Source organism: Micromonospora sp. WMMD708 (assembly GCF_049315245.1).
GTDB classification, from domain to species: Bacteria; Actinomycetota; Actinomycetes; order Mycobacteriales; family Micromonosporaceae; genus Micromonospora; species Micromonospora wenchangensis.
The window spans coordinates 6,790,074-6,802,166 of record NZ_CP186060.1 but is presented as its reverse complement, the minus strand read 5'-3'; the positions used below and the strand labels follow the sequence as shown (position 1 = coordinate 6,802,166).

Genomic DNA, 12,093 nt, shown 5'->3' with positions numbered 1-12,093 from the left:
CGCGCGTCAGCGAACGGGGAACCGCTCGTCGAGGGCGACGTTGAGCCCCAGGACGTTGACGACCGGTTCCCCCATGAAGCCGAGCGACCGGCCGGTGGTGTGCTCCCCGACCAGACGGCGGACCGTCGCCGGGTCCGTGCCGCGTTCGCGTGCGACCCGGGCCACCTGGATCTCGGCGTAGGCCGGACTGATGTGTGGATCGAGGCCGCTGCCGCTGGCGGTGACCGCATCGGCCGGCACCGCCGGCCTGGCCGGGGCCTCGCCCCGGACCGGGACGATCAGCCCACCGGCGGCGACGTAATCCTCGTCCGGCTTGGCCAGCTCGACCGGCACGCCCTGCCACGAGGTGACGAACGGCGTGGCCGGGGCGACCTGGTTGACGCTGACCACCCGGGTAACCGGGCCGGTCAACCCGTCCGCGCGGAACACGGCCAGCACCGCGCCGACCCCGTCGGTGGTGCAGTACGGCCGACGCCCGTCCACGCCGTTCAGCTCGCCCACGGCCCTGCTGCGGGCGCAGACCGCCGTGAGCAGGCTCTCCGAGGACTTCTCCGGATCGTTGGAGAGGGTGTCGACGACGCTTTCCGGACCCAGGTTGGACGCGGCGGTGGCGGTCGGGTCGTAGCCGTCGCCGGCCGCCGAGGGCCGGGACTGGAAGTAGCGCGGGACCGGGTTGCCGTCGGCGTCGGTGAAGGACTGGCCGATCAGCGCGCTGCCGACGGTCCTGCCGTTCGCGGTGAGCAGTGAGCCGTCGGCCTTGCCGACCAGTCCGGGCAGCCGCCCGACGGCAACCAGGGTGAGTGGGTAGACCAGGCCGAGCAGGACGGTGAGAACCAGCAGCGCGCGCAGCGCGGCGAGGTGTTGGGCCAGCCAGGTGGGAAGTCGCATGTCAGATCCCCGGGACGAACTGGATGAGCAGGTCGATGAGTTTGATGCCGGCGAACGGCACGACGATGCCGCCGAGGCCGTACACCAGCAGGTTGCGGCTGAGCAGCTTCGACGCGGCGTCCGGCCGGTAGCGCACCCCCCGCAGCGCGAGCGGGATCAGCGCGACGATGACGATCGCGTTGAAGATGACCGCCGAGAGGATGGCCGACTCGGGGCTGGCCAGCCGCATGACGTTCAGCGTGTCCAGGCTCGGATAGATGCCGGCGAACATGGCCGGGATGATCGCGAAGTACTTCGCGATGTCGTTGGCGATGCTGAAGGTGGTCAGCGCACCCCGGGTGATCAGCAACTGCTTGCCGATCTCCACGATCTCGATGAGCTTGGTCGGGTCGGAGTCGAGGTCGACCATGTTGCCGGCCTCCTTGGCGGCCGACGTGCCGGTGTTCATCGCCACTCCCACGTCGGCCTGGGCCAGCGCCGGGGCGTCGTTGGTGCCGTCGCCGGTCATCGCGACCAGCCGACCACCTTCCTGTTCCTTCTTGATGAGGGCGAGCTTGTCCTCCGGGGTGGCCTCGGCGAGGAAGTCGTCGACGCCGGCCTCGTCGGCGATCGCCTTCGCGGTCCGCGGGTTGTCGCCGGTGATCATCACGGTGCGGATGCCCATGGCGCGCATCTCGTCGAACCGCTCGCGCATGCCGGCTTTCACCACATCCTTGAGGTGGATCACGCCGAGGGCGCGGGCCGGCTCACCCTCGACATGCTCGGCGACGACCAACGGCGTACCGCCGGTCCCGCTGATCGCGTCCACGATCTCCCCGACCTGGGTGGTGGGATGCCCGCCGTTGTCGCGTACCCACTTCATCACCGCGGCGGCGGCGCCCTTGCGGACCTGGCGCGCCGGGCCGTCCCCGGTCCCGGCAACGAGGTCGACGCCGCTCATCCGGGTTTGGGCGGTGAACGGCACGAAGGTGACGTGTGGCATCAGTCCCGGCTCTCGCTCGCGCAGTCCGAACTCGTTCTTCGCCAGGACGACCACCGAGCGTCCCTCGGGGGTCTCGTCGGCGAGGCTGGACAGTTGCGCGGCGTCGGCGACCGTCGCGGCGGTGACGCCTTCGACGGGCACGAACTCGGCGGCCTGCCGGTTGCCGAGGGTGATCGTGCCGGTCTTGTCGAGCAGTAGGGTGTTGACGTCCCCGGCCGCTTCGACGGCCCGGCCGCTCATCGCGAGGACGTTGCGCTGCACGAGGCGGTCCATGCCGGCGATGCCGATGGCCGACAGCAGGGCGCCGATGGTGGTGGGGATCAGGCAGACCAGCAGGGAGACCAGCACCACGCCGGTGACGCCGGCGTCGGTGATCGCACCGGAGTCCGGCGCGGCGGCCTGGTAGCCCTTCGCGAAGATGGCGAGGGGCTGGAGGGTGACCACGGCCAGCAGGAAGATGACCGTGAGCGCGGCGAGCAGGATGTTCAGCGCGATCTCGTTCGGGGTCTTCTGCCGGTTCGCGCCCTCGACCAGGGCGATCATCCGGTCGATGAAGCTTTCTCCCGGCTTCTGGGTGATCTTCACGATGATGCGGTCGGAGAGCACCCTCGTGCCGCCGGTGACGGCGCTGCGGTCGCCGCCGGACTCCCGGATGACCGGGGCGGACTCGCCGGTGATCGCGGACTCGTCGACGCTGGCGATGCCCTCGACGATGTCCCCGTCACCGGGGATGATGCCGCCGGCCTCGACCAGAACGACATCGCCCTGCTTCAACTCCGGGGCAGGGACGGCCTGCTCCTGGTAGCGGTCGGCTGCCGCGCCGGGCGTCCAGCCCACCAGGCGGGTGGCGATGGTGTCCTTCCTGGCCTGGCGCAGAGTGGCGGCCTGAGCCTTGCCGCGACCCTCTGCGACCGCCTCGGCGAGATTGGCGAAGAGCACGGTGAGCCACAGCCAGATCGTGATCCCCCAGGCGAAGACCGACGGGTCGACTACCGCGAGGACGGTGGTGAAGGCCGCGCCGATCTCGACGATCAGCATGACCGGGTTGCGCCAGAGGGTGCGTGGGTCGAGCTTGCGCAGTGCGTCCGGTAGGGAGCTGAACAGTTGCCTCGGGTCGAGCAGGCCGCCGCCTACCCGGTTGCCCCGGGTGGCCGGGGTGCCGGCGGTGGCCGCGTCGGCGGCGCCGTGCGGTGCCGGCGTGGACGTGGTCATGTCCTTCTCTCTCATGGTGGTCACAGCCCTTCGGCCAGCGGGCCGAGCGCGAGGGCGGGCAGGAAGGTCAGCGCGACCAGGATCACCGTGACGCCGACGACCATCCCGACGAACAGCGGACGGTGGGTCGGCAGTGTGCCGGCGGAGGCGGGGGTAGGTGCCTGGCGGGCCAACGAGCCGGCCAGAGCAAGCGCGAAGATGATCGGCAGGAAGCGGCCCAGGAGCATGCAGAGTCCGAGGGCGGTGTTCCACCATGGGGTGCTCACCGTGATGCCGGCGAAAGCCGAGCCGTTGTTGTTGCTGGCCGAAGTGAACGCGTACAGCACCTCGGAGAGCCCGTGTGGACCGACGTTGAGCGCGGTGGAGTTGTTGCCGGTGGCGAAGGCCGCAGCAGTACCGACCAGCACCAGCATCGGCGTGATCAGGAAGTACAGCGAGGCGAACTTGATCTCCCGGGAGCCGATCTTCTTACCCAGGTACTCCGGCGTACGCCCGACCATCAGGCCGGCGACGAACACCGTGATCACCGCGAGGACCAGCAGCCCGTACAGGCCCGCGCCGACACCGCCGGGGGCGACCTCGCCGAGCATCATGTTGCCCAGCAACATCCCGCCGCCCAGCGCCGTGTACGAGTCGTGGAACGAGTTGACCGCGCCGGTCGAGGTGAGCGTGGTGGCGGCGGCGAAGGTCGCCGAGTTCGACACGTCGAAGCGGACCTCCTTGCCCTCGAGGGCTGCTCCGACCGCCTGCGGGACGGTGCCGTGTCCGCTCAGTTCGAAGATGTTGGTCAGGGTGATGCTGGCCGACGCGAGGATCGCCATCACGGCGGCGATGGCGTAGCCCTGCCGGTTCTGCCCGACCATCCGGCCGAAGACCCGGGGCAGGCTGAACGGGATCAGCAGGATCAGGAATATCTCGATCCAGTTCGTCCAGGTGGTCGGGTTCTCGAACGGGTGGGCGCTGTTGACGTTGTAGAAGCCGCCGCCGTTGGTGCCGAGCTCCTTGATCACTTCCTGGCTGGCCACCGGCCCGCCGGTGATGGTCTGGCTCCCACCGGTCAGGGTGGTCACCTCGGTGCCGCCCGAGAGGTTCTGCACCGCGCCGCCGATCATCAACGCGAGCGCGCCGAGTACCGCGATCGGCAGCAGGATCCGCAGCGTGATCCGGGTCAGATCAACCCAGAAGTTGCCCAGTTCGCCGGTGCGGCTGCGGGCGAAGCCCCGGACCAACGCCACGGCGACTGCGATACCGACCGCGGCGGAGACGAAGTTCTGTACCGCCAGGCCGGCCATCTGCACCAGGTGCCCCATGGTCGACTCGCCCGAGTACCACTGCCAGTTCGTGTTGGTCACGAACGACACCGCCGTGTTCCAGGCGCCGTGCGGCACCACCGGGTCGAAGCCCAGCGACAGCCACAGGTGGTTCTGGAGGCGCTGGAAGGCGTAGAGGAAGAGAATCGAGACGGTGGAAAAAGCCAGCACACTGCGCGCGTACACGCCCCAGGACTGCTCGGCGGTCGGGTTGACACCGACCAGGCGGTAGACGCCACGCTCGACGCGGGACTGCCCCGGCCCGGACACCACCCGAAACATGTAGTCCCCGAACGGCCGGTAGACCACGACGAGGGCCACGACCAGGGACAGAACGAAGATGACACCGGCTGTTGTCATGGCCATCAGAAGCGCTCCGGAAACAGCAGTGCGACCACCAGGAACACGGCCAGGCCGATCGCCAGCACCAGGCCGACGGCGTTGACGGCGCTCACAGCTTCTCCACGCCCCTCACCACGAGGGCCAGCGCTGCGAACAGCGCCACCGTCAACACAACGAACACCACGTCAGACACGGCTGACCCCTCTTGGAAATGAGTTCGCCACGACCGCCATCCGGCCGCGCCGGGCAATCAAAACGCCCCGGACCGCCGCTGGACAGGGTCGTTAACGCAACCATCACGCCGCGCGGCGGTTTCTTGACGCCCTTTTAACGCCCGGCGCTGATCAGGTGAAACGGGTCACCGGGGGCGCGGGGCGACGGCGGTGGAGCGGGGCTGACCGGGTCCTCGGCGTGGCGGCGTCCGTACTGATCGGGCAGATCGCCCCAACCGCAGTGAGGCCCGTGGCGGCTGCGACAGCCCCGCCGCCATGGCCGCGGCGTCGGGGCGACACACAGTGCACAGGGTGCGTCCGGTCCTCGCCCAGGTCGAACACGTACGCGAAGGCCGTGCCGACCGTCAGGGTGTCCAGCCGGGTGGTCCGGCCGTCGCGGGTGTCGGGGAACGCCGGCCCGTCCCGCCGGGCCGACCGGCACCGACGGAGCACCACGTGACGCCCGCCAGGTCGAAGGCGACGGCGGTCTTGGATGGCGCCGGTCAGCGGGTCTTCTTCATCGCTCGCTTACGCGGTGGGGTCAGCAGGTCGGCGATCGTGGCGATGGCGGACGGCACGAGACGGTAGTAGGCCCACACGCCCCGCTTGTCGCGTTCGAGCAGTCCGGCCTCGGTGAGGATGCGCAGGTGGTGGCTGACGGTCGGCTGGGAGAGGCCGAGGGGCGCGGTGAGGTCGCTGACGGACGCCTCCGCTTGCGGGGCGGACTGGATCAGGCTGAGCAGTCGCAGCCGGGCCGGGTCGGCGATCGCCTTGAGCACTCCGGCGAGCCGTTCGGCGTCGGCCCGCTCGATCGGCTCGCCGGCGAGGGGCGAGATGGCGGGCGTCGCGGTCTTCACAGTAGCCACGTCCTGCATCGTTGCAGCAAGCACCGTCGATTGGCTGGTGAACGAGGGCAGGATCACCGTGTTTCGGGTGGGAGTCGGCCACCGTCGCCCGCCTCGGAGCGGATAGGCCCCGGCCGGGGGCCTGAGGCCCGGCCGGCAGGGGCCGTGCCTCAGGCGGCTCAGGTGGGCGTCGGACACGCGGGGCTCCTGCTCAGGGTGAGCCGCCCGGGGTGGTGTCAGGCGGTGGGGCGCAGCTCGGTGAGGAGCTTCTCCACGCGGATGCGGATGTCGTCGCGGATCGGGCGCACGGACTCGACGCCCTTGCCGGCGGGGTCTTCGAGTTTCCAGTCCTCGTAGCGCTTGCCGGGGAACACGGGGCAGGCGTCGCCGCAGCCCATGGTGACGATCACGTCGGACGACTCGGCGGTCTCGTATTCCAGGAGCTTGGGGGTCTGGTCGGTGATGTCGATGCCGACCTCGGCCATGGCCTGCACGGCGGCGGGGTTGACGGTCTCGGCGGGTGCGCTGCCGGCGGAGCGGACCTCGACGGTGTCGCCGGCGAGATGGCGCAGCCAGCCGGCGGCCATCTGGGAGCGCCCGGCGTTGTGGACGCAGACGAACAGGACGCTGGGCTTGTCGCTCATGAGGTGCCTTCCATGCGGTGCGAGGGCCGGTTGACCGGCAGGTGATCGGGTTCGGGGAACAGGGGCCGGGTCACTGTTGCGGTCGAGCGTCCGGTGAGGGCCGGCATCATGGCGGCGGTTGACGAGCCGGCGTCGGGCCGCGCGCCGCTGCCGCCGTACGGGGTTGTCACGGGCGACGACCGGCGGCGGCGTCCTCGTCGGTGGGGACGACGACCTGGTCGGCGGCGGTGCCGGCGTCGGGGTAGAGGGCGGCGAGCAGGCCGACGCCCACGGCGAGGCCCACGAGTTGCGCGAGGACGAATCCGGGCACTGAGGTGGGAGCGATGCCGGCGAAGGTGTCGGTGAACGCCCGGCCGATGGTGACCGCCGGGTTGGCGAACGAGGTGGAGGAGGTGAACCAGTAGGCGGCGCCGATGTAGGCACCGACGGCGGCGGGGGCGACCGCGGCGCGACCGGAGCGGGCGAGGGCGAAGATGAGCAGGATCAGGCCGGCCGTGGCGACGACCTCACCGAGCCACAGGGGCCCGGCGGCGCGGTCCCTGCCGGAGAAGTCCACCGCGGCGAGGTCGAACATCAGGTTCGCCAGCACCGACCCGGCGATCGCGCCCAGCACCTGCGCCCCCACGTACCCGCCGAGGTCGCGGGGGATGAGGCCGGTGCCGGCGCGGCGGCCGAGGAACCAGTCGGCGGCGGAGACGACCGGGTTGAAGTGCGCGCCGGAGACCGGTCCGAAGATCAGGATCAACACTGCGAGGGCGAACGCGGTGGCGATCGAGTTCTCCAGCAGTTGCAGGCCGACGTCGTCCGGGGAGAGGGTGGCGGCCATGATGCCGGAGCCCACCACGGCGGTGACCAGCAGGGCGGTGCCGGTGAACTCGGCCAGCAGGCGCCGCCACTGGGTGATGGTCATCAGTCTGTTGTCTCCCATGGTGTTGCTGTCCCGGAGGCTCCGGGCAGGCTGGTTATCGGCTGGCCGGCACGTGCAGGTCGTTGAGGAGATGGCGGACCCGGCCGCGTTCGGCCATGAACGCGACCGCGGTGCGCAGGGCGGCCTGCTGGTCGATGGACACTTCGTCGTAGGGATGGGCGCTGGTGTCAGTCATGGCGGTCGCCGGGGGCGGTGGTGACGGCGGGGGCGACCCGGTCGACACGGGCGGCGAGATCGGCGAACGCGGCCTCGAACGCCTCGTCGGTGTCGACGCGGACCGGGTCGGGCACCGACCAGTGCAGGCGGGGGCGGACGGGTCCGGTGAGGTCTTCGTGGGCGTTGTCGCACACGGCGATGAGCAGGTCGTCGTCGCGGACGACGTCGGTGACGTGGGCGGTGGCGGTGGGGTCCAGGCGCAGCCCGTGCCGGCCGGCGACAGCCACCGCACGGGGGTGCACCCGGCTGGCCGGGTGTGTTCCGGCGGACGCGGTCGGGGTGTGGGTGCGGTCCTGCCAGAGCGCGGCGGCGAGCTGGGAGCGGGCGGAGTTGCGGGTGCAGACGAACACCACCCGGCCGACGCCGGTCAGCGGCGGTGGGGTCAGCGCGGCGAGGGACTCCGGCCGGAGCCGCAGGTAGGTGCGGCGCTTGTCGCCCTCGGAGCGGCCCTTGACCACCAGGCCGGCCTCGGTGAGGACCTTGACGTGGTGGGCGACGAGGTTGGTGGGCAGGTCGAGGATGTGGGCGATCTCGCCGGGGGACGCGTCGCCCAGGGTGAGCGCGTCCACGATCGCCAACCGCGCCGGGTCGCCGAGCGCGGCGTGTATCCGCGCCCTCCCCACCAGAGAATAAAGCTCAACGTTCATTGACTCAATCATAGCTGAGCCAAGTGCGGTCGCCAAGGTGTTCGCTCGACGAGGCTCGACGTCCGGGGACAAGCGGCGGTTCGACCCTCCCGGGGCTCCTGCGCGGGGGTCGTCGCGGGTGTTACGGCCCGGCGGGCTCGACCGAGAGCAGGGACGCCAACTGGCGCAGCACGCCTGGCCGAGCACGGTAGTAGACCCAGGTGCCGCGACGTTCGGCGTCGACCAGGCCGGCCTCGCGCAGCGTCCGGAGGTGGTGGGAGATCGTCGGGCCGGTCAGGTCGAACGCCGGCGTGAGGTCGCAGACGCACGCCTCCCCGCCCTCGGCGGAGGCGATCATCGACATCAACTGCAGGCGCACCGGGTCGCCGAGCGCCTTGAACGCCGCCGCGAGAGCCCCCGCCGCCTCCGGTGGCACCCGCCGCTGCGTCAGCGGCGGGCAGCAGGAGGTTGCCGCGTCGAGGTCGATGGCGACGAGCGGCGCCGTCTGCTTAGACATGCCTCTAGGTTGACATCCTTCTAACCAGCGTGCAACTCTCTGATTTGACGGACGTCGAGACAGAGGCGGGCGGGTGCGTGACCATGATGGCTGACGACGGTGACGGCCCGACCGGCGCGGCGGTTCGGGCGGGTGTGGCCGTACGGCCGATGACCGCGGCGGACGCCGGCGCGGTCCTGGCGGTCTACCAGGCGGGCCTGGACATGGGCAACGCCAGTTTCGAGACTACCGCGCCGGCCTGGGCGGACTTCGATGCCGCTCGGCTGCCCGCGCACCGGTTCGTGGCCGCCGCCGGCGGTGTCGTGCTCGGGTGGGTGGCGGCGTCACCGACCTCCGCCCGGGCGGTCTACGCCGGGGTCGTCGAACACTCCGTCTACGTGCACCCCGCCGCGCAGGGTCGCGGCGCCGGCCGGCTGCTGCTCGACGCCCTCGTCGCGTCCACCGAGGCCGCCGGGATCTGGACCGTCCAGTCCGGTGTCTTTCCCGAGAACACCGCCAGCCTGGCCCTGCACGAGCGGGTCGGGTTCCGGGTCGTCGGCGTCCGCGAACGTGTCGGGCGCCACCACGGCCGTTGGCGCGACGTGGTGCTGATCGAGCGCCGCAGCCCCACCATCACCTGACCCACCTCCGGCCTGCGATACGCGGGCCGCCTTCCACCTCAGTGGTTCGACAGTTATCAACGCAGAGGAGTCGCCTGATGAGCGCCCTGGACACCCTTCCGGTCGTGGTGATCGGCGCCGGCCCCGTCGGCCTGGCCGCCGCTGCCCACCTGCACGAGCGCGGCCTGCCGTTCCTCGTCCTCGAAGCCGGCGACACCGCCGGCGCGGCGGTGCGCCAGTGGGGCCACGTACGCCTCTTCTCCCCGTGGCGCTACGACATCGACCCCGCCGCCCGGCGGCTGCTCGACGACGCCGGCTGGGTCGCCCCCGACCTCGACGCCCTGCCCACCGGCGCCGACCTGGCCACCGACTACCTCCAGCCCCTCGCCGAACTGCCGCAGCTCAAGCCGCACCTGCGCTACGGCGCCCGGGTCGAGGCGATCAGCCGCCTCGGCCTCGACCGGCTGCGCACCGCCGGCCGCGACACCACCCCCTTCCTCATCCGCCTCACCGACGACCAGGAGCTGCTCGCCCGCGCGGTCATCGACGCCTCCGGCACCTGGGGCACCCCCAACGTCCTCGGCGCCTCCGGCCTGCCCGCCCGCGGCGAGACCGACGCCGCCGCGCACCTCGAGCACGCCCTGCCCGACGTGCTCGGTGCCGACCGCGACCGGTTCACCGGCCGGCACACCCTCGTCGTCGGCGCCGGCCACTCCGCCGCCAACACCCTGCTCTCCCTCGCCGACCTCGCCGCCGAGCACCCGGACACCGAGGTGACCTGGGCGATCCGCACCACCTCACCGGCACGCACCTACGGCGGCGGGGAAGCCGACGCCCTCCCCGCCCGCGGCGCGCTGGGCTCCCGGCTGCGGGGCCACGTCGACGCCGGCCGGATCCGGCTACTCACCGGCTTCTCCGTGCACACCCTCACCCCCGCCGACGGCCGCGTCGCCGTCGTGGTGCGCCACGGCGACGGCAGCGAGGAATCGGTCACCGTGGACCGGGTCGTCGCCGCCACCGGCTTCCGCCCCGACCACCGGATCGCCGCCGAACTGCGCCTGGACCTCGACCCGGTCATGGGCGCCACCCGCGCCCTCGCCCCGCTCATCGACCCCAACGAGCACTCCTGCGGCACCGTCCCCCCGCACGGCGTCGACGAACTCGCCCACCCCGAGCCCGGCTACCACGCCGTCGGCATGAAGAGCTACGGCCGCGCGCCGACGTTCCTCATGGCCACCGGCTACGAGCAGGTCCGCTCCGTCGTCGCCGCCCTCGCCGGCGACTGGACCACCGCCCGCGACGTCCAGCTCGACCTGCCCGAGACCGGGGTGTGCAACAGCAACCCCGACGACTCCGCCACCGGCGACAACTGCTGCGGACCCGCGCCGGCCGCTGAGCCGACCGGACGCGGGCTGGCCACCGGCATCTCCGGCGGGCTGCTCGCCGCGCCGCTGAACCTCGTCACCCTCGACACCGCACCCTCCGGCGCGCAGGTCGGCTGCTGCGGCAGCTGATGCCCACCACCACGAAGCCGCAGGCCAGGACGTAAACACACCGCGACCTGATGCAGCCCCCACACCGCCACCCGAGGCCGCACCCTCGTGTCGTTCCAGGCCTTCTCCCGCTCCGCGTCCCACACCACCGCCCGCGGCCGCGCCCCGTTCGGCAACCGCAGCCCCCGACCCAGATTCCGATCGATCACCCCCTGCCGCCGCGCCGCCGACAACGCGCTACGCAGCACCGCACGAATACCGTTCAGCGTGCCCGCAGAAATCAGCCGTCCACCTCGGACATGGCGGTGCGAAATCCGGTCCATCGCCCGCTGCGCATCCGGGTACGCAACCTCCGCATCCGGATGTGACCCAGCTGCGGGATGAGGTAGTCGTTCACCAGGCCGCGGTTGGTACAGCCTGCTGTACCCCGGTTGGCCAGTGCGCTGGATCGTCCGAAAGCCCTTCTGGCCATACCTTTTTCCAGGTAATCGTCCTCTGGCGACATGGAAAGGCTGGCCCAGATGTCCGTCCGCGCTGGACAGGTCGCCGACTCTGCGGTCCGGGTAGTTCAGCTCACCCACACCTACGGTTCCGGACCGCAGGCGGTCACCGCGCTCGCCGGCGTCGACGCGGATTTCCGCCACGGCACGTTCCCTGCGGTGATGGCGCTGGCGATGCGTCCCGAAGTGATCTTCTGTGACCAGCCCACCGGCGCGCTGGACACCCAGACCGCAGCTGACGTGCTGACGCTGCTGCGTTCGGTGGTCGACGACTCGCAGCAGACGGTGATCATGGTGACCCACGGCCCGGTGGCCGCCTCGTACGGCGACCGGGTGATGGTCCTGGCCGATGGCCGGATCGTGCGGAACATGGCCCGGCCGGGTGCGGAGCAGATCGCCGAGCAGTTGGCGTGGCTCGGCCGCCGCCAGCTCGTCACCCGGAGAGCTGAGTCATGCTGATGCTCGCCCTGCGCATGCTGCGCCACCGCATCGGCAGCGCGGTCGCCACCCTTGTCGCTCTGAGCGGCGGCGTCACGATCCTCATGGCGCTCGCCGCCCTCGCCGCCGCCAGAACCATGATCATGGCAGCGTTGGCCCGGGGCCGTGAACTGGTGCTGCTGCGCCTGGTCGGCGTGACGACCCGACAGGTCAAGCTGCTCGCGCTGGTCACCACCGTAGCTCCCGTCAGCGCACTCCTGCGCACGCCGCCGGTCGACAGCATCGGCATCAAGGAGTGACCGCCAGCCAGTTCGTCGCGAGTACCGACGAGTCGTCGTCGG

Annotated in this window: 14 protein-coding genes; 4 read left to right on the top strand and 10 right to left on the bottom strand. The window is 71.3% G+C overall.

What is annotated here, in order from left to right:
* Nucleotides 1–6 precede the first annotated feature (6 nt).
* The 10 genes from ACN260_RS30300 to ACN260_RS30255 form a co-directional block, all read right to left on the bottom strand.
* On the bottom strand, nucleotides 7–888 hold the full coding sequence (locus ACN260_RS30300; RefSeq protein WP_422754136.1) for a potassium-transporting ATPase subunit C: 882 nt from the start codon (nucleotides 886–888) through the stop codon (nucleotides 7–9).
* Between the two features lies 1 nt (nucleotide 889).
* Nucleotides 890–3,082: a potassium-transporting ATPase subunit KdpB gene (gene kdpB / locus ACN260_RS30295; protein ID WP_422754135.1), complete on the bottom strand. Its 2,193-nt coding sequence runs from the start codon at nucleotides 3,080–3,082 to the stop codon at nucleotides 890–892.
* A 20-nt stretch (nucleotides 3,083–3,102) separates the two neighbouring features.
* Nucleotides 3,103–4,758, bottom strand: a complete 1,656-nt coding sequence (kdpA, locus tag ACN260_RS30290; RefSeq protein WP_422754134.1) for a potassium-transporting ATPase subunit KdpA — start codon at nucleotides 4,756–4,758, stop codon at nucleotides 3,103–3,105.
* The gene (kdpF, locus tag ACN260_RS30285) at nucleotides 4,758–4,847 is read right to left on the bottom strand and encodes a K(+)-transporting ATPase subunit F (protein ID WP_074475088.1); all 90 of its coding nucleotides are present in this window, start codon (nucleotides 4,845–4,847) and stop codon (nucleotides 4,758–4,760) included. The genes kdpA and kdpF overlap by 1 nt, the downstream gene beginning before the upstream one ends.
* A gap of 602 nt (nucleotides 4,848–5,449) precedes the next feature.
* On the bottom strand, nucleotides 5,450–5,821 hold the full coding sequence (locus ACN260_RS30280; RefSeq protein ID WP_422754133.1) for an ArsR/SmtB family transcription factor: 372 nt from the start codon (nucleotides 5,819–5,821) through the stop codon (nucleotides 5,450–5,452).
* Between the two features lie 206 nt (nucleotides 5,822–6,027).
* Nucleotides 6,028–6,435, bottom strand: a complete 408-nt coding sequence (locus ACN260_RS30275; protein ID WP_422754132.1) for an arsenate reductase ArsC — start codon at nucleotides 6,433–6,435, stop codon at nucleotides 6,028–6,030.
* A gap of 166 nt (nucleotides 6,436–6,601) precedes the next feature.
* Entirely contained in the window at nucleotides 6,602–7,345 is a 744-nt protein-coding gene (locus ACN260_RS30270; protein WP_422754131.1) for an aquaporin, read from the bottom strand.
* Nucleotides 7,346–7,397: 52 nt separating this feature from the next.
* The gene (locus ACN260_RS30265; RefSeq protein WP_422754130.1) at nucleotides 7,398–7,538 is read right to left on the bottom strand and encodes a hypothetical protein; all 141 of its coding nucleotides are present in this window, start codon (nucleotides 7,536–7,538) and stop codon (nucleotides 7,398–7,400) included.
* A complete protein-coding gene (locus ACN260_RS30260) occupies nucleotides 7,531–8,226 on the bottom strand; it encodes a helix-turn-helix domain-containing protein (protein WP_422754129.1) in 696 nt (231 codons plus the stop codon). The genes ACN260_RS30265 and ACN260_RS30260 overlap by 8 nt, the downstream gene beginning before the upstream one ends.
* 121 nt (nucleotides 8,227–8,347) lie before the next feature.
* Entirely contained in the window at nucleotides 8,348–8,722 is a 375-nt protein-coding gene (locus ACN260_RS30255; RefSeq protein ID WP_422754128.1) for an ArsR/SmtB family transcription factor, read from the bottom strand.
* A gap of 86 nt (nucleotides 8,723–8,808) precedes the next feature.
* Here ACN260_RS30255 and ACN260_RS30250 point away from each other — a divergent pair, with 86 nt between their 5' ends.
* From ACN260_RS30250 to ACN260_RS30235, 4 genes are all read left to right on the top strand, one after another.
* On the top strand, nucleotides 8,809–9,342 hold the full coding sequence (locus tag ACN260_RS30250; protein ID WP_422756880.1) for a GNAT family N-acetyltransferase: 534 nt from the start codon (nucleotides 8,809–8,811) through the stop codon (nucleotides 9,340–9,342).
* Nucleotides 9,343–9,419: 77 nt separating this feature from the next.
* Entirely contained in the window at nucleotides 9,420–10,835 is a 1,416-nt protein-coding gene (locus tag ACN260_RS30245; RefSeq protein ID WP_422754127.1) for an FAD-dependent oxidoreductase, read from the top strand.
* 500 nt (nucleotides 10,836–11,335) lie between these two features.
* Complete coding sequence (locus ACN260_RS30240) at nucleotides 11,336–11,773, top strand: hypothetical protein (protein WP_422754126.1); 438 nt, start codon at nucleotides 11,336–11,338, stop codon at nucleotides 11,771–11,773.
* Nucleotides 11,767–12,051, top strand: a complete 285-nt coding sequence (locus tag ACN260_RS30235; RefSeq protein WP_422754125.1) for a hypothetical protein — start codon at nucleotides 11,767–11,769, stop codon at nucleotides 12,049–12,051. The genes ACN260_RS30240 and ACN260_RS30235 overlap by 7 nt, the downstream gene beginning before the upstream one ends.
* Nucleotides 12,052–12,093 lie beyond the last annotated feature (42 nt).

Bases quoted from the DNA above. Each gene is read 5' to 3' on its own strand.
- ACN260_RS30260 (WP_422754129.1), bottom strand. From the start codon at position 8,226: ATGAACGTTGAGCTTTATTCTCTGGTGGGGAGGGCGCGGATACACGCC.
- ACN260_RS30270 (WP_422754131.1), bottom strand. From the start codon at position 7,345: ATGACCATCACCCAGTGGCGGCGCCTGCTGGCCGAGTTCACCGGCACC.
- ACN260_RS30250 (WP_422756880.1), top strand. From the start codon at position 8,809: ATGGCTGACGACGGTGACGGCCCGACCGGCGCGGCGGTTCGGGCGGGT.
- ACN260_RS30240 (WP_422754126.1), top strand. From the start codon at position 11,336: ATGTCCGTCCGCGCTGGACAGGTCGCCGACTCTGCGGTCCGGGTAGTT.
- ACN260_RS30300 (WP_422754136.1), bottom strand. From the start codon at position 888: ATGCGACTTCCCACCTGGCTGGCCCAACACCTCGCCGCGCTGCGCGCG.
- ACN260_RS30280 (WP_422754133.1), bottom strand. From the start codon at position 5,821: ATGCAGGACGTGGCTACTGTGAAGACCGCGACGCCCGCCATCTCGCCC.
- ACN260_RS30255 (WP_422754128.1), bottom strand. From the start codon at position 8,722: ATGTCTAAGCAGACGGCGCCGCTCGTCGCCATCGACCTCGACGCGGCA.
- ACN260_RS30235 (WP_422754125.1), top strand. From the start codon at position 11,767: ATGCTGATGCTCGCCCTGCGCATGCTGCGCCACCGCATCGGCAGCGCG.
- kdpB (WP_422754135.1), bottom strand. From the start codon at position 3,082: ATGACCACGTCCACGCCGGCACCGCACGGCGCCGCCGACGCGGCCACC.
- ACN260_RS30245 (WP_422754127.1), top strand. From the start codon at position 9,420: ATGAGCGCCCTGGACACCCTTCCGGTCGTGGTGATCGGCGCCGGCCCC.
- ACN260_RS30275 (WP_422754132.1), bottom strand. From the start codon at position 6,435: ATGAGCGACAAGCCCAGCGTCCTGTTCGTCTGCGTCCACAACGCCGGG.
- kdpA (WP_422754134.1), bottom strand. From the start codon at position 4,758: ATGGCCATGACAACAGCCGGTGTCATCTTCGTTCTGTCCCTGGTCGTG.
- ACN260_RS30265 (WP_422754130.1), bottom strand. From the start codon at position 7,538: ATGACTGACACCAGCGCCCATCCCTACGACGAAGTGTCCATCGACCAG.